14 protein-coding genes are annotated in these 15,223 nt (G+C 61.4%); 4 read left to right on the top strand and 10 right to left on the bottom strand.

The window, feature by feature from the left end; genetic code table 11:
* Window positions 1-18: 18 nt before the first annotated feature.
* From pyk to gcl, 5 genes are all read right to left on the bottom strand, one after another.
* Entirely contained in the window at window positions 19-1,434 is a 1,416-nt protein-coding gene (pyk, locus tag ACFZPT_RS22470; RefSeq protein WP_034137552.1) for a pyruvate kinase, read from the bottom strand.
* Window positions 1,424-2,704, bottom strand: a complete 1,281-nt coding sequence (locus ACFZPT_RS22465; protein WP_099313114.1) for a glycerate kinase — start codon at window positions 2,702-2,704, stop codon at window positions 1,424-1,426. The genes pyk and ACFZPT_RS22465 overlap by 11 nt, the downstream gene beginning before the upstream one ends.
* 195 nt (window positions 2,705-2,899) lie before the next feature.
* Window positions 2,900-3,790, bottom strand: coding sequence for a 2-hydroxy-3-oxopropionate reductase (locus ACFZPT_RS22460; protein WP_034096649.1), 891 nt, complete (start codon window positions 3,788-3,790; stop codon window positions 2,900-2,902).
* 81 nt (window positions 3,791-3,871) lie between these two features.
* Window positions 3,872-4,666, bottom strand: a complete 795-nt coding sequence (gene hyi / locus ACFZPT_RS22455) for a hydroxypyruvate isomerase (RefSeq protein WP_099313115.1) — start codon at window positions 4,664-4,666, stop codon at window positions 3,872-3,874.
* 10 nt (window positions 4,667-4,676) lie between these two features.
* Window positions 4,677-6,452, bottom strand: a complete 1,776-nt coding sequence (gene gcl / locus ACFZPT_RS22450) for a glyoxylate carboligase (protein ID WP_379555757.1) — start codon at window positions 6,450-6,452, stop codon at window positions 4,677-4,679.
* 256 nt (window positions 6,453-6,708) lie between these two features.
* Between gcl and ACFZPT_RS22445 the strand changes: the two genes are divergently transcribed.
* Window positions 6,709-7,149, top strand: coding sequence for a heme-binding protein (locus ACFZPT_RS22445; protein WP_034096652.1), 441 nt, complete (start codon window positions 6,709-6,711; stop codon window positions 7,147-7,149).
* 65 nt (window positions 7,150-7,214) lie between these two features.
* Here ACFZPT_RS22445 and ACFZPT_RS22440 read toward each other — a convergent pair whose 3' ends face one another.
* Window positions 7,215-7,820 (bottom strand): TetR/AcrR family transcriptional regulator, encoded by a 606-nt coding sequence (locus ACFZPT_RS22440; protein WP_040266283.1) that lies wholly within the window; start codon window positions 7,818-7,820, stop codon window positions 7,215-7,217.
* A gap of 135 nt (window positions 7,821-7,955) precedes the next feature.
* Here ACFZPT_RS22440 and ACFZPT_RS22435 point away from each other — a divergent pair, with 135 nt between their 5' ends.
* The gene (locus ACFZPT_RS22435; protein ID WP_379555759.1) at window positions 7,956-8,870 is read left to right on the top strand and encodes a DUF808 domain-containing protein; all 915 of its coding nucleotides are present in this window, start codon (window positions 7,956-7,958) and stop codon (window positions 8,868-8,870) included.
* A gap of 36 nt (window positions 8,871-8,906) precedes the next feature.
* Here ACFZPT_RS22435 and ACFZPT_RS22430 read toward each other — a convergent pair whose 3' ends face one another.
* From ACFZPT_RS22430 to ACFZPT_RS22420, 3 genes are all read right to left on the bottom strand, one after another.
* Window positions 8,907-9,377 (bottom strand): hypothetical protein, encoded by a 471-nt coding sequence (locus tag ACFZPT_RS22430; RefSeq protein WP_099313118.1) that lies wholly within the window; start codon window positions 9,375-9,377, stop codon window positions 8,907-8,909.
* A gap of 188 nt (window positions 9,378-9,565) precedes the next feature.
* Window positions 9,566-10,354, bottom strand: coding sequence for a VacJ family lipoprotein (locus ACFZPT_RS22425; RefSeq protein ID WP_034096655.1), 789 nt, complete (start codon window positions 10,352-10,354; stop codon window positions 9,566-9,568).
* On the bottom strand, window positions 10,347-11,645 hold the full coding sequence (locus ACFZPT_RS22420; RefSeq protein ID WP_034096656.1) for a serine/threonine protein kinase: 1,299 nt from the start codon (window positions 11,643-11,645) through the stop codon (window positions 10,347-10,349). Before ACFZPT_RS22420 ends, ACFZPT_RS22425 begins: the two co-directional genes overlap by 8 nt.
* A gap of 236 nt (window positions 11,646-11,881) precedes the next feature.
* Here ACFZPT_RS22420 and ACFZPT_RS22415 point away from each other — a divergent pair, with 236 nt between their 5' ends.
* Window positions 11,882-12,250: a hypothetical protein gene (locus ACFZPT_RS22415; RefSeq protein WP_034096657.1), complete on the top strand. Its 369-nt coding sequence runs from the start codon at window positions 11,882-11,884 to the stop codon at window positions 12,248-12,250.
* A gap of 105 nt (window positions 12,251-12,355) precedes the next feature.
* Here ACFZPT_RS22415 and ACFZPT_RS22410 read toward each other — a convergent pair whose 3' ends face one another.
* Complete coding sequence (locus ACFZPT_RS22410; RefSeq protein ID WP_034096658.1) at window positions 12,356-13,909, bottom strand: glycosyl hydrolase family 17 protein; 1,554 nt, start codon at window positions 13,907-13,909, stop codon at window positions 12,356-12,358.
* Between the two features lie 331 nt (window positions 13,910-14,240).
* Here ACFZPT_RS22410 and ACFZPT_RS22405 point away from each other — a divergent pair, with 331 nt between their 5' ends.
* On the top strand, window positions 14,241-15,092 hold the full coding sequence (locus ACFZPT_RS22405; protein ID WP_034096659.1) for a glycine betaine ABC transporter substrate-binding protein: 852 nt from the start codon (window positions 14,241-14,243) through the stop codon (window positions 15,090-15,092).
* The last annotated feature ends 131 nt before the right edge of the window (window positions 15,093-15,223 follow it).

Raw genomic sequence — 15,223 nt, 5'->3', positions numbered from 1 at the left:
ATGGGGCCGCTACAGACGCTAGATCAACACCTCTATGCGCAGCGAGTTGGTCGACCCCGGCTGCCCGAACGGCACCCCGGCAGTAATCACCAACGTATCCCCACGCTCTGCCATACCCTGGGCCTGGGCAATCTCCAGCGCCGTCGAACACACCTCATCGACCTGACGCAGCCGATCGTTGACCACCGAATGCACGCCCCATGCCACGCTCAAGCGCCGCGCGGTGGACAGGTTCGGCGTCAGGTTGAGGATCGGCGCCACCGGTCGTTCCCGCGCCGCGCGCAGGGTGGAGCTGCCGGACTCGCTGTAGTTCACCAGCACCGCCACCGGCAGGATGTTGCTGATGCGGCGGATCGCGCAGCTGATGGCGTCCGATACCGTGGCTTCCGCTTTGGGCCGGTTGACCTCCAGTTGCGTCTGGTAGTCCGGGCCGTTTTCCACTTGGCGGATGATCTTGCTCATCATCTGCACGGCTTCCAACGGGTAGTCGCCCGACGCGGTTTCCGCCGACAGCATCACCGCATCCGCGCCTTCGGCCACGGCGTTGGCCACATCGGTGACTTCGGCGCGGGTCGGCGCCGGGGAGAAACGCATGGATTCGAGCATCTGCGTGGCCACCACCACCGGTTTGCCCAACTCGCGGCAGGTGCGAATGATGGTTTTCTGGATTTGCGGCACGCTCTCGGCCGGCACCTCCACCCCCAAGTCACCCCGGGCCACCATGATCGCATCGCTCAGGTGGGCGATTTCCCGCAGGTGCTGCACGGCCGAGGGTTTCTCGATCTTGGCCATCAAGAACGCCCGATCACCGATCAGCTCGCGGGCCTCACGGATATCTTCCGGGCGCTGCACGAACGACAGCGCCACCCAGTCCACACCCAGCTCCAGGCCGAAGCTCAGGTCGCGGCGATCCTTGGCGGTGAGGGGGCTCAGTTCCAACAGCGCTTGTGGGACGTTCACACCTTTGCGGTCGGACAATTCGCCGCCGTTCAGCACCGTGGTGTCGATGGCATCCTTGTGTTTGCTGACTACCCGCAGGCGCAGTTTGCCGTCGTCGAGCAGCAGGTCCATGCCCGGTTCCAGGGCCGCGATGATTTCCGGGTGGGGCAGGTTGACCCGGCGCTCATTCCCCGGGGTTTCATCCAAGTCCAGGCGCAGCGCCTGGCCGCGCACCAGTTGCACGCAGCCGTCGGCAAAACGCCCGACCCGCAGCTTCGGCCCTTGCAGGTCCATGAGGATGCCCAACGGATAGTTGAGCTGGCGCTCCACCTGACGGATCCACTGGTAGCGCTGGGCGTGATCGGCATGCTCGCCGTGGCTGAAGTTGAGGCGGAAGATATTCACTCCGGCCTCCACCAGTTCGCGGATGTCATCGATACCGTCGATGGCCGGGCCCAGGGTGGCGAGGATTTTGACCTTTTTGTCAGGCGTCATGGTGGGCAGTCTCAAGGATCAGGATGGCGCGAAAGTCGTTAACGTTGGTGCGCGTGGGCTCGGTGACGATCAACCCGTCGAGGGCGGCGAAATAGCCGTAGCCGTTGTTGTTATCCAACTCGTCGCTGGCCGACAGGCCGAGGGCTTCGGCGCGCGCGTAACTGCACGGGGTCATGATCGCGCCGGCGTTGTCTTCGGAGCCGTCGATGCCGTCGGTGTCACCGGCCAGCGCGTACACGCCGGGCAGGCCCTTGAGGCTATCGGTGAGGCTCAGCAGGAACTCCGCGTTGCGCCCGCCACGGCCGTCGCCGCGTACGGTCACTGTGGTTTCGCCGCCGGACAGGATCACGCACGGCGCCGCCAGCGGCTGGCCTTGCTGCACGATCTGCCGGGCGATACCGGCATGCACCTTGGCCACGTCCCGCGCTTCGCCTTCCAGATCGCCGAGGATCAGCGGGCTGAAACCGGCCTGGCGCACTTTCACCGCCACCGCTTCAAGGGATTGCTGCGGGCGGGCGATCAATTGGAAATGGCTGCGGGCAAGCACCGGGTCGCCGGGCTTGACGGTTTCCGACGCCGGGTTCTGCAACCAGCTGCGCACCGAGGCGGGCGCGTCGATGCGGTAGCGCTTGAGGATCGCCAGCGCCTGTTGCGACGTGCTCGGGTCGCCGACGGTGGGGCCGGAGGCGATCACCGTGGCCTGGTCGCCCGGCACATCGGAAATCGCGTAGGTGTACACCGTGGCCGGCCACGCGGCCTTGGCCAGACGCCCGCCCTTGATCGCCGAGAGGTGCTTGCGCACGCAGTTCATCTCGCCGATGGTCGCGCCGGACTTGAGCAGGGCTTTGTTGATGGCCTGTTTGTCGGCCAGGCTGATGCCTTCGGCGGGCAGAGCCAGCAAGGCTGAGCCGCCGCCGGAGAGCAGGAAGATCACACGATCGTTTTCGCTGAGGTTGCTGATCAACGCCAGCACGCGCTGGGCTACCGCCAGGCCGGCGGCATCGGGCACCGGGTGCGCGGCTTCGACCACTTCGATTTTCTTGCAAGGAGCCCCGTGGCCATAGCGGGTGACCACCAGGCCGGTGACTTCGCCTTGCCAGCAGTTTTCGACCACGAGCGCCATGGCGGCGGCCGCCTTGCCGGCACCGATCACGATCACGCGGCCGCTACGGTCGGCGGGCAGATAGGGTTCAAGGACTTGCCGGGGGTGGGCGGCGTCGATGGCTGTGGCAAACAGCTCGCGAAGCAGGTGTTGCGGATCGACCGACATAAGCGGGCTCCCGGATATTTTTGTTATTAGACGTGCAGCTATTTCAGCCTTGGCCTAGGAATAGGCCCTACTTTGAAATGGGGCCTACTTTGAAATGGAGCCACCTGTGGGAGGGGGCTTGCCCCCGATAGCGGTCTATCAGCTACAGAAGACATGCTATCGGGAGCAAGCCCCCTCTCACATTTGATCAAGGCATTACTGATCGCGAATCGAGAAATTCGCCATATGCTCCAATCCCTTGATCAGCGCCGAATGGTCCCAATTCCCGCCCCCCAGCGCATTACAGGTGCTGAACACCTGCTGAGTACCGGCAGTGTTCGGCAGGTTGATCCCCAGTTCTTTGGCGCCGGCCAGGGCCAGGTTCAAATCCTTCTGGTGCAGGTTGATGCGGAAGCCCGGATCGAAGGTGCCCTTGATCATGCGTTCGCCGTGTACTTCGAGGATTTTCGACGAGGCAAAACCGCCCATCAGCGCTTCGCGCACCTTGGCTGGGTCGGCACCGTTTTTGGCGGCGAACAGCAACGCTTCGGCCACCGCCTGGATGTTCAGCGCCACGATGATCTGATTGGCGACCTTAGCGGTCTGGCCATCGCCATTACCGCCCACTAACGTGATGTTCTTGCCCATGGCTTGGAACAGCGGCAGGGCGCGCTCAAAAGTCTGTGGCTCGCCACCGATCATGATGCTCAAAGTACCGGCCTTGGCGCCGACTTCACCGCCGGACACCGGCGCATCGAGGTACTGCGCGCCGTGCTCGTTGATCTTGGCGGCAAAGGACTTGGTGGCGGTGGGCGAGATCGAACTCATGTCGATCACCACCTTGTTCGGCGACAGCCCGGCGGCCACGCCGTCGGTACGGAACAGCACGTCCTCGACCTGCGGAGTGTCCGGCACCATGACAATGATGAACTCGGCCTCCTGAGCCACTTGCTGCGGGCTGGCCAGCGCCACGGCGCCGGCGTCGATCAGTGCTTGCGGGGCCTTGCCGTGGTGCTCGGAGAGGAACAGTTGATGACCTGCTTTTTGCAGGTTGGCGGCCATGGGTTGGCCCATGATGCCGGTGCCGATAAAGCCGATTTTAGCCATGATGAAATCCTCTTGTTATGTGGGAGGGGGCTTGCCCCCGATGACGGTGTGCCAGGCAAAACAGTGTTGACTGAGCTGCCGCTATCGGGTGCAAGCCTCCTCCCGCAGGGTTTTGAGCCAGCCAAGACCCGCTTCGGTGGTGGTCAACGGCTTGTATTCACAGCCGACCCAACCCGTGTAACCGATCCGGTCCAGGTGCTCGAACAGGAAGCGATAGTTGATCTCCCCGGTCCCCGGCTCGTTGCGCCCCGGGTTGTCCGCCAGCTGGATGTGATTGATCTCACCCAGGTGCGCGGCCATGGTGCGGGCCAGGTCACCTTCCATGATCTGCATGTGGTAGATGTCGTATTGCAGGAACAGATTGTCACTGCCCACCCGCTCGCGGATCGCTAGGGCCTGAGCGGTGTTGTTCAGGTAGAAGCCCGGGATGTCGCGGGTGTTGATCGCTTCCATCACCAGTTTGATGCCCGCCGCTTTCAGTTTGTCGGCGGCGTACTTGAGGTTGGCGACGAAGGTGTCTTCCAGCTGTTGGTCGTCGACACCGGCGGGGCGAATACCGGCCAGGCAGTTGATTTGCGTATTGCCCAGCACCTCGGCGTAGGCGATGGCCAACGTGACCCCGGCGCGGAATTCCTCGACCCGGTCCGGATGGCACGCCATGCCGCGCTCGCCGTTGGCCCAGTCACCGGCCGGCAGGTTGAACAACACTTGAGTCAGGCCATGGGCGTCGAGTTGCGCCTTGATCTCGGCAGAGCTGAACTCGTAAGGGAACAGGTACTCCACCCCCTGGAAGCCGGCATCGGCGGCCGCTTTGAAGCGAGCGAGAAAGTCCTGTTCGGTGAACAGCATGGACAGGTTGGCGGCAAAGCGCGGCATAGGGTTCTCCTTAATCGAGCAGGGAAATGGCAGTCGGCGCATCGTTGCCGACCAGGGCCAGGTCTTCGAATTCGTTGACGGCGTTGATCTCGGTGCCCATGGAAATATTGGTCACCCGCTCCAGAATAATCTCAACGATCACCGGCACCTTGAATTCTTCGATCATGGCCTCGGCCTGGCGCAAGGCCGGCGCGATCTGGCTGGGTTCGAACACGCGCAGGGCCTTGCAACCCAGGCCTTCGGCGACGGCCACGTGGTCCACGCCATAGCCATTGAGTTCCGGGGCGTTGAGGTTGTCGAAAGACAGCTGCACGCAGTAGTCCATTTCAAAACCACGCTGGGCCTGGCGAATCAGACCCAGGTAGGAATTGTTCACCACCACATGGATGTACGGCAGTTTGAACTGCGCGCCCACCGCCAGTTCTTCGATCATGAACTGGAAGTCGTAGTCGCCGGACAGCGCCACTACTTTGCGGCTCGGGTCGGCCTTGACCACCCCCAGCGCAGCCGGAATCGTCCAGCCCAGCGGGCCGGCCTGGCCGCAATTGATCCAATGGCGCGGCTTGTAGACGTGCAGGAACTGCGCGCCGGCAATCTGCGACAGGCCGATGGTGCTGACGTAGCAGGTGTCTTTGCCGAACACGTGGTTCATCTCTTCGTACACCCGTTGCGGCTTGACCGGCACCGCATCGAAGTGAGTCTTGCGCTGCAGGGTGGCCTTGCGTTGCTGGCAATCATGCAGCCAGGCGCTGCGGTCTTTGAGCTTGCCGGCGGCTTTCCATTCGCGGGCCACTTCAATGAACATCGTCAGGGCAGAACCGGCGTCGGACACGATGCCCAAGTCCGGTGTGAAAACGCGGCCAATCTGCGTCGGCTCGATGTCCACGTGGATGAACTTACGGCCTTCGGTGTATACCTCGACCGAACCGGTGTGGCGGTTAGCCCAGCGGTTACCGATGCCCAGCACCACGTCGGACTTGAGCATGGTCGCGTTGCCGTAACGGTGCGAGGTTTGCAGACCGACCATGCCCACCATCAGCGGGTGATCGTCGGGGATCGTGCCCCAACCCATCAGGGTCGGGATCACCGGGATGCCGGTCAGTTCGGCGAACTCCACCAGCAGCTCGCTGGCGTCGGCGTTGATCACGCCGCCACCGCTGACCAACAGCGGGCGTTCCGCCTGGTCGAGCAGGGCCAGGGCTTTTTCCACCTGTACGCGGGTGGCCAGCGGCTTGGCCAGGGGCAGTGGCTGATAAGCGTCAATGTCGAACTCGATCTCAGCCATTTGCACGTCGAACGGCAGGTCGATCAATACCGGGCCGGGGCGGCCGGAGCGCATTTCATAAAAAGCTTTCTGGAACGCGTAGGGCACCTGGCCGGGTTCGGGCACGGTGGTCGCCCATTTGGTCACCGGCTTGACGATGCTGGTGATGTCCACGGCCTGGAAATCTTCCTTGTGCATACGGGCACGGGGCGCTTGGCCGGTGATGCACAGGATCGGGATCGAGTCGGCCGAGGCGCTGTAGAGGCCGGTGACCATGTCGGTGCCCGCCGGGCCCGACGTGCCGATGCACACACCGATATTGCCGGCCTTGGTGCGGGTGTAACCCTCGGCCATGTGCGAGGCGCCTTCAACGTGGCGAGCAAGGACGTGATCGATGCCGCCCACTTTCTGCAAAGCCGAATACAGCGGGTTGATCGCGGCGCCGGGGATACCGAAGGCAGTGTCCACACCTTCACGGCGCATCACCAGGACGGCGGCTTCGATTGCTCTCATTTTGCTCATGATTTTGGTGCCTCTTGCGTTTTGTAATTGTATACAAGTGGTGTCTGTCCAAAGTGTATTCACGGCGAGCTGTGCAGGTCAACGCATTTTATTCGTGACCGATCATGCTCGGCGGAACGCCTTTTTTCGACGTGTGGTGGGTTTGTGGGAAAATATTGTATACAAAATAGTAAATCATTGTGTTCTATTTGTATGATCGAGCATCTGATCAATCAGACCTCCATCGCTTTCCCAATAACAAAAGAAGGACGGCACCATGAGCGCTTTAACCTTGAAAACCGCCACTCAACTCGCCAGCCAGGCCCTTACTGCGGGCCGTATGATTGGCGCCGCGCCCCTGACCATCGCAGTGCTCGACAGCGGCGGCCATTTGATCACCCTGCAACGCGAAGACGGCGCCAGCCTGCTGCGCCCGCAGATCGCCATCGGCAAGGCTTGGGGCGCGATTGCGCTGGGCAAGGGTTCGCGCCTGCTGGCGCTGGACGCGCAACAACGTCCGGCGTTTATCGCTGCGCTGAACAGCCTGGGGCAGGGCAGCGTGGTGCCGGCGCCGGGTGGCGTGTTGATTCGCGGTCAGGACGGTGGGGTGCTGGGAGCGATCGGGATTAGTGGGGATACGTCGGATATTGACGAGCAGTGTGCGATCACGGCGATCGAGGGGGTGGGGTTAATGGCGGATGCGGGGGTGTCGGCTTGAACAGTGTGTGACTTTCAGGGCCTCATCGGGGGCTTGCCCCCGATGGGCACCGGCTCTGCGGTGTATCAGTCCGGCTCACAGCCCTTGAGCACCAACCGGATAATGGTCTGCGCCGCCGCTTCATAATCGGCCTCATCCAGCTTGGCTTTTCCGGTCACCGCGGAAATCTGCCAGTCGAAATCGGCATAGGTCTGCGTTGCGGCCCAGATGCTGAACATCAGGTGGTTGGGGTCGATTGCCGCGATCAATCCGCGATCCACCCAGCTCTGGATGCAGTCGATATTGTGCTTGGCCTGGGCGTTGAGCTGCTCGACCTGTTCGGCGCTCAGGTGCGGGGCGCCGTGCATGATTTCACTGGCGAACACCTTGGAGGCGAAGGGCAGGTCGCGGGAGATGCGTATTTTCGAGCGGATGTAATTGCTCAGCACCACCGCCGGCTCACCCTCGGGGTTGAACGGCGTGGACGCAGCCAGGATCGGCTCGATAATGCTTTCGAGCACCTCGCGGTAGAGGTTGTCCTTGGATTTGAAGTAGTAGTAGACGTTGGGCTTGGGCAGCCCGGCCTTGGCGGCGATGTCGCTGGTTTTGGTCGCGGCGAAGCCCTTGTCGGCAAACTCCTCGCTGGCCGCCCGCAGGATTTTTTCTTTGTTGCGCTCGCGAATGGTGCTCATAAACCAGGGTTTTCCTTGCCAGTGCAGGCGGTCGGGCATGGTAGCACCGGGTATCCGCGAGCCTCAACAATGTGTCCGCAACGCCTTGCGCCGCGCTATGCTCGCGTCATCTTTTCTCTTACGGAAGTGCGTTTCATGGCAGGAAGCAGTTTGCTGGCGTTGATCGACGATATCGCCACGGTACTCGACGATGTCGCTCTGATGACAAAGATGGCCGCGAAGAAAACCGTCGGCGTGCTCGGCGACGATCTGGCGCTCAATGCCCAGCAGGTGTCCGGTGTGCGCGCCGAGCGGGAAATCCCGGTGGTGTGGGCGGTGGCCAAGGGCTCGTTTATCAACAAATTGATCCTGGTGCCCACCGCGCTGTTGATCAGCGCCTTCGTCCCCTGGGCAGTCACCCCTTTGTTGATGCTGGGCGGTGCTTTTCTGTGTTTCGAGGGCTTCGAGAAACTGGCGCATAAATTTCTGCACAGCAAGGCCGAAGACCAGGCCGAGCACGAACAACTGACGAAGGCCGTTGCAGACCCGGCCACCGACCTGGTGGCCTTTGAAAAGGACAAGATCAAAGGCGCGGTGCGTACCGACTTCATTCTTTCGGCCGAGATCATCGCGATCACCCTGGGCGCCGTGGCCGCTGCGCCATTGATGCAGCAGGTGGTCGTGCTGTCGGGCATTGCGATTGTCATGACCATCGGCGTCTATGGGCTGGTGGCGGGCATCGTCAAGCTGGACGACCTGGGCCTTTGGCTGAGCCAGAAACCCGGCCAGATGGCCCGCAGCGTCGGTGGCGCCATCCTGCGCGCGGCGCCGTACATGATGAAGAGCCTGTCGGTGATCGGCACGGCGGCGATGTTCATGGTGGGCGGCGGCATCCTGACCCATGGCGTGCCGGTGGTGCATCACTGGATCGAGACGGTCAGCCAGAGCACGGGCGCCGTGGCGTGGTTGATGCCGACGCTGCTTAATGCGGTTGCGGGGATTATTGCCGGGGCGATTGTGCTGGCGCTGGTGTCGACCGCAAGCAAGCTGTGGCAAGTCGTGAAGGCATGAGTTCAGCGCCCACCACACGCTTGCTGCAGAGTCAGGTTATTTCAACGCTGCGTAACCCTTTACGCTGAATGCCTTGAATAGCTGCGCTTCGGAACCTGCCGAAACACTGCCGAATTGGCCAAACCCCTGCAGGTGTTGATCGTGCTGTTGCGAAGCGTCCTGCCGTTTGAGTCCTTCGCGGCCGTCGACGTAGTTAACCACTTCGGCCAGGTTATAGGCGGCATTCGCGCGTGATTCGGGGTTGGTGTTGGCGGAGCTCCAATCGCCAGTCTGTTGCTTGAGCTGGTTGAGAAAATCGCTTGAGAAAGATCCGTCTCGTTTGAGCACATCTTTCAGAATCGGGTTGTCTTTGAAAATCTCTTGCGCGCTGCGGTTATCGCCGGCTGGCCGGCCATAAGCCCCTCGTGGGGTGCCCACGTCAATGTGGGCTGCTGGCTCAGGGGCGGTTGCCGGTGCGAAGGAGGGGGTTGGCGCGAAGGTGCTGAGGGCGTTAACGGATAACGTCATAGGGAATGTCCACTGCAAAGTTCAAGGTTGGTAATAGAGCCTCGGCCGGATAGTTGTCAGGCCTGTCTGGTCGTGATACCGGACTTTGCGTGGCGAATCGGTAAGAAAGGTTCCAAACCATGTCATTTCAGCCACGGTCGGACACAAAAAAAGGCCATTCAATCGAATGGCCTTTTTGTGCGCGTCACTTACTCGGCAATCTGCAACTTGCGCGATTCGGTGTAGATGTAGCGCACCTTTTCATACTCAAACGGCGAATTCATCTGACCGTAGCGGAAGCTGGTCTGGTAGCGCTTGTCCACCGCGCGCAGGGCCCAGATTTCCGGGTGGTTGGAGCTGACTTCGGAGACGTTGAGGAAGTTGATCTGCGACTCGGCGGTGTAATCCACCAGCAAGCCAGCGGTGTCGCGCAGGTTCGACGGGCCGAAGATCGGCAGTACCACGTATGCGCCGCCAGGCACGCCATAGAAACCCAGGGTCTGGCCGAAGTCTTCGCTCTGGCGCGGCAGGCCCATGGCGGTAGCCGGGTCCCACAGGCCAGCGATGCCGACGGTGGTGTTGAGCAGCAGACGCCCGGTGGTTTCCAGGGAACGGTGGCCCTTGAGTTGCAGCAGGCTGTTCAACAGGTTGGGCACATCGCCCAAATTGTTGAAAAAGTTACTCACGCCGGTGCGCAGGAAACTGGGGGTCACGTAGGTGTAACCGTTGACCACGGGCAGGAACACCCATTGGTCGAAACGGTAGTTGAAGTGGTAGACGCGACGGTTCCAGGACTCCAGCGGGTCATACACATTGAGGGCGGTGAGCGAGGAGCGCTCGAACTCGCGCTGGTCCAGGCCGGGGTTGAATTTAAGCTTGGTCAGCGGTTGCTTGAAACCGTCATCACCCAGCTGCGTCGGCTCGTGAGCCTTGCTGTTATCGGCATTGGCCACGCCCGCGCACATCAGGGCAGCGAGCAGCAGAAGATATTTAGCCACGGAAGAACTCCAGCATGGCGTCGGCGTTGACGCGGTAATTGAGGTTGCCGCAGTGGCCGCCCAGGGGGTAGACGGTCAAGCGATCGCCGAAGGTTTTACGCAGGAAGCCCAGGTCGCCCGGGCCCAGGATCACGTCGTCGGCGTTGTGCATGACGGCGATTTTCGGGCTGGCGTGCAGGTAGTCCTTGAGCGCGTACAGGCTGACCTGGTCGACCAGTTGCAACAGGCTGCCGCCGTCGGAGCGGGCGCGCCACATTGGAATCACTTGTTCAGTGAGGTAGCAATCGAAGTCGCATTGCAGCGCGCGCTTGAGGAACGGCGTCAGGCTGGTGCCTTCGGTGATCGGGTATTTCGGCGGGATGATCAGGCCGCGACGGTTGATCAGGTCCGAAGTGAAGGCGATATCGGCCGCCGAGAAGCGGAACGAGGTGCCGATCAGCATGGCCATCTGTTCGTTGGTCAGGTGCTGCTTGGACTGCTGGAAGTCGTAGAGCAGGGCGTCATTGAGGTCGATGTAGCCCTTTTGCTGGAAGTAGCGGGTCAACTTGTTCAACACCAGTTCATAGAAGGTGGTGGTGTTGTTGATGCCCTTGACCTCGGTCTGGACCAATTTGTCGAGGTTGGTGATCGAGGTGTAGAGGTTCACCGGCGGGTTGAGCAGCAGCACTTTCTTGAAATTGAAGCTGCGACGGGTCTCGTCCAGTTTGCTCACGAACGCCGCATCCAGAGCGCCGAGGCTGTAGCCGGTGAGGTAGAAGTCGGTGACCGGCAACGAGGCGTTCTGGGCGCGTACGGCTTGCATTACGCGGTACATGTCCTCGGCGTCTTCCTGGCTGATGCCGGGGGTGGCGAAGCGCGATGCCGAGGCGATGAAGTCGAAGCTGGTGGGCGACGACAGTTGCACCACATGGTAGCCGGCCTGGTAGTACAGCTTTTTCAGGTACTCGTTGAGGCTGCTGTCATAGCGCGCGCCGGTGCCGGCGATCAGGAAGATCAACGGCGCGGCGCGGTCTTGCTTGGCGATACGGTAGGTGAGTTTCTTCACCGCCCAGAAATTGTCCGGCAGGCTGAACTCGCGCTCCGGGCGCATATTCAGGGTGTAGTCGGACTGGTTGATTTCGTCGTCGGTCGGCAGCTTAGGCCGAAGATCTGGCGGGGTCGTGGCGATGGTCGCTTCGAACGGGTTGGTCAAAGGGTAGCCATAGCTGGCTTGGTCGATATCGACGGCCAGTGCTGACGCACTCAAAAAAAGGCTGCCCAGTAAGGCAGCACAGCGCAAGGAACGGAGCATGACTTAATCCCTAAGAGGAAACGTGCTGAATGAAGTTCGCAGGCTATGACCACCGCCGTACCACCGAAGTGCCAGCACTCGGTGCGAAAAGTCGTAAAAAACCGTCGGATTCGGGGTAATAGTAGCCAGACGATACACTTTGCCAGCCCCTGCTGAACACTAATTGTGTGTATGCACCTTGCTAACGGCCGTTGGCGCATTAAGCTGAGCGCCGTTTTTGCCTTTCGGAGTGCTCCATGTCCCGTCGTTTGCCATTGATTCTGCTGCTTATTGCCTTGCCACTTTGGCTGGCTGCCAGCTATGCCGCGCGTTATGGCTTTATGGAGGACGGCCGGTGGGTCGGCATTTGCGTCGACGAGGCCAGTCGCTGGGAATGCCAGCTGCGCTCGAACCTGGGTTTGATGATCCATTTCAAAGTGCTGGGCTGGGCGGCGCTGGTGACCTCGGTGCTCGCATTTTTTGTAGCGGGTCGCACTGGGTGGGGCCTCGCGGTAGCGGGGCTGGTGTTCGGGCTGCCGGCGCTGGCGTTGTACAACACAACCTTTGCGGTGTTTGCGGTGGTGATTGCGGGGTTGCGGTTGGTCAGACAGCCTCGGGGCGTTTGATCGGGTCAATCGGGGGCAAGCCCTCTCCCACATTCGCCGGTATTCACAATTGGAAATGTGTAAACCCAATCAAGTGTGGGAGGGGGCTTGCCCCCGATGGCAGTATTAAGCCCTGCGCACCCGCAAGCACCGCCACAACGCGACCACCATCAACCCGCTGACCACTGCCCAACCCCACGCCTGTTGGTTCAGCAAGCCTTCACGGAATAGCTGCGGCGCAATGCCGGCGCCGATGATGAAGGTCAGCAGCGCAATCTCCCGACGTGGGCCGGTTACCGGGCGTGCCAGGTACACCAGCGCCGGCAATACCAGTGCGGCGCTGGGGAAACTGCGATAGCGCGGATCGAACACCAGCGCCAGCATCATGACCGCGCCCGCGAAGCCGGCGAATGCCACCAGCCAGCCCGCGCGTTGTTCCAACCAATTGAACATGCGCCCGCGCCACCCTTCGCGAGCGCTCAGGGCCAGCGCGGCATGGGCCAACACCAGCAGGTTCAGTGCCAGCAGCAGCCCAGCCCACACCCACTCATCGTTGAAGCGCGCAGTCAGGCGGGTCAGCTCGGCCCAGGTGCCGATCGAGCATGCCGCGATAGCGCCCAGTAAAGGCAGGGCCAGCGCGGCACGGGGGCTGCGAACGCGACCGCCGAGCACCAACGTGCCCAGCAGGATCACGCCGCCGACGCCCAGCCACAACGGCCAGTACGGCACATTGCTCACTAGGCCGGCGAGGATGCCTTTGTCCTGACGATCGGCATCAAACAGGCCCCAATAACCACCCACAGCGCCTTCGCTGGCGCGCTTCCACGGCTGGTCAAAGGCTTCAATCAGGTTGTAGTGCCAGCCATTGGCCTCGGCCATGGCGACGAAGCCGCGCATGAACTTGGCTTCGTTGACCCGGCTCGGCAACGCCGTCTCGCGCTGGCGGCCTTCGCTGGGCCAGCCGGTTTCGCCGATCAGCACGTCTTTGGGCGCGAACTTGTTGCCGAAGGTCTGTCGTACATCGCCCACATGTTTGAGCGCCTGGTCGATGCCGGACGGATCGTCTTCCCAGTAGGGCAGCAGGTGAATGGTCAGAAAATCCACCGCTGGGGCGATTTCCGGGTGTTGCAGCCAGAATTCCCAGACGTCGGCGTAGGTGACCGGTTGCTGGATCTGGCTTTTGACTTTCTGGATCAGCTTCACCAGTTGCCCGGCGGTGACTTCCTTGCGCAGCAGCGCCTCGTTGCCGACGATCACAGCGCTGACCACATCCGGGTTGGCGTTGGCCGCGGCGATCAACAGATCGACTTCCTTTTCGGTGGCTACCGGGTCGGCGCTGACCCACGCGCCGATCATCAGCTTCAAACCGTGCTTGCGCGCCAGGGCCGGCAAGCCTTCCAGGCCGGTCATGGAGTAGGTGCGGATGCATTCGAAGCGGGTAGCCAGCAAGGCCAGGTCGGCGTCCATGCGCGCCGGGCGCAGCGTGAACGGCTGGTCGAAGGGGGATTGGTCTTTGTCGAAAGGCGTGTAGGACGCACATTGCAGCTTGTGGCTGGCGCTGGCGACGTCCGGCAGCACCACCGGTCGGCCGAGGCCGTACCAGTAGCCGACAAGGGCCAGCAGGCCAAGGATCAGGGCGAATACATAGGGCAGGGCAGGGAAGCGGGCAGTCGCGGTCATGGTCGGCTTATCTGGAAAGCAAAGGCGCGCATCTTACCCGCAATTGTGTGGCTCAAGGGTGGTTGCACGATTTTGACATGCAAAGTTCGGGCGGGTTTTTGAACGCTCGTTCAGCTAAGCGCCCTGCTGGCTATGTGATGTCGTTTCCTGCTTGTAAGAGGTCGCTGACAGAGCAGGTCGAAGGCCGGCGCAGGCCGATGATCCAAGGGTCAGCACTCCACTGATGTCGCAGCCGCTGGATCGATGCGCGTGAAAGGGGCGCGGTGCACTACACAACAACAGGTTGACGTCGCTCGGCATCCGCCGAGCGCAGCACTTTCGGGGAAGTACGATGAAGATGCGACGACTCTTGGGCGCAGCTGCCACTTTGGTAGTTGCGATGAGCTCTACACTGGCCAGCGCCGACAGCAAAACCCTGAGCATCGGTTACGTGGACGGTTGGTCCGACAGCGTAGCCACCACCCATGTGGCGGCCGAGGTGATCAAGGAAAAGCTCGGGTATGACGTGAAACTGCAGGCGGTTGCCACCGGGATCATGTGGCAGGGCGTAGCAACCGGCAAGCTCGATGCCATGCTCTCGGCGTGGTTGCCCGTGACTCACGGTGAATACTGGGCCAAGAACAAAGACAAGGTTGTCGACTACGGTCCTAACTTCAAGGATGCCAAGATTGGCTTGATCGTGCCGGAGTACGTCAAGGCCAAGTCCATCGAAGACCTCAAGACTGACACCACCTTCAAGAACAAAATCGTCGGTATCGACGCCGGTTCGGGCGTAATGCTCAAGACCGACGAAGCCATCAAGCAGTACGGCCTCGATTACAAGCTGCAAGCCAGCTCGGGTGCGGCGATGATTGCCGAGCTGACCCGTGCCGAAGACAAACAGGAATCCATCGCCGTCACCGGTTGGGTGCCGCACTGGATGTTCGCCAAGTGGAAACTGCGCTTCCTCGAAGATCCAAAAGGCGTTTATGGCGCTGCTGAGACCGTCAACAGCATCGGCAGCAAAGGCCTGGAAGCCAAGGCGCCGGAAGTTGCGGCCTTCCTGAAAAAATTCCAGTGGGCCTCCAAGGACGAAATCGGCGAAGTCATGCTCGCTATCCAAGAGGGCGCCAAGCCTGACGCCGCAGCCAAGGATTGGGTTGCCAAACACCCTGAGCGCGTAGCCGAGTGGACCGGTAAATAACCCCCGAGATCCTGTTACAACCCCTGTGGGAGGGGGCTTGCCCCCGATAGCGGAGTGAAGTGCGCCCCAAAAGTTGGACAGTAATTGTCTAGGCTACAGCGGAACGGGCTCTGTACTCTACAGGGCTCAGT

This window comes from Pseudomonas sp. MD330_10 (assembly GCF_042610415.1).
Lineage (GTDB): Bacteria > Pseudomonadota > Gammaproteobacteria > Pseudomonadales > Pseudomonadaceae > Aquipseudomonas > Aquipseudomonas rhodesiae.
This window is presented reverse-complemented; position numbering and strand designations above follow the sequence as displayed.

Excerpts from the sequence above, each read along its gene's own strand:
- pyk (WP_034137552.1), bottom strand. The coding sequence starts at position 1,434 with ATGACGCCTGACAAAAAGGTCAAAATCCTCGCCACCCTGGGCCCGGCC.
- ACFZPT_RS22465 (WP_099313114.1), bottom strand. The coding sequence starts at position 2,704 with ATGTCGGTCGATCCGCAACACCTGCTTCGCGAGCTGTTTGCCACAGCC.
- ACFZPT_RS22460 (WP_034096649.1), bottom strand. The coding sequence starts at position 3,790 with ATGGCTAAAATCGGCTTTATCGGCACCGGCATCATGGGCCAACCCATG.
- hyi (WP_099313115.1), bottom strand. The coding sequence starts at position 4,666 with ATGCCGCGCTTTGCCGCCAACCTGTCCATGCTGTTCACCGAACAGGAC.
- gcl (WP_379555757.1), bottom strand. The coding sequence starts at position 6,452 with ATGAGCAAAATGAGAGCAATCGAAGCCGCCGTCCTGGTGATGCGCCGT.
- ACFZPT_RS22445 (WP_034096652.1), top strand. The coding sequence starts at position 6,709 with ATGAGCGCTTTAACCTTGAAAACCGCCACTCAACTCGCCAGCCAGGCC.
- ACFZPT_RS22440 (WP_040266283.1), bottom strand. The coding sequence starts at position 7,820 with ATGAGCACCATTCGCGAGCGCAACAAAGAAAAAATCCTGCGGGCGGCC.
- ACFZPT_RS22435 (WP_379555759.1), top strand. The coding sequence starts at position 7,956 with ATGGCAGGAAGCAGTTTGCTGGCGTTGATCGACGATATCGCCACGGTA.
- ACFZPT_RS22430 (WP_099313118.1), bottom strand. The coding sequence starts at position 9,377 with ATGACGTTATCCGTTAACGCCCTCAGCACCTTCGCGCCAACCCCCTCC.
- ACFZPT_RS22420 (WP_034096656.1), bottom strand. The coding sequence starts at position 11,645 with ATGCTCCGTTCCTTGCGCTGTGCTGCCTTACTGGGCAGCCTTTTTTTG.
- ACFZPT_RS22415 (WP_034096657.1), top strand. The coding sequence starts at position 11,882 with ATGTCCCGTCGTTTGCCATTGATTCTGCTGCTTATTGCCTTGCCACTT.
- ACFZPT_RS22410 (WP_034096658.1), bottom strand. The coding sequence starts at position 13,909 with ATGACCGCGACTGCCCGCTTCCCTGCCCTGCCCTATGTATTCGCCCTG.
- ACFZPT_RS22405 (WP_034096659.1), top strand. The coding sequence starts at position 14,241 with ATGAAGATGCGACGACTCTTGGGCGCAGCTGCCACTTTGGTAGTTGCG.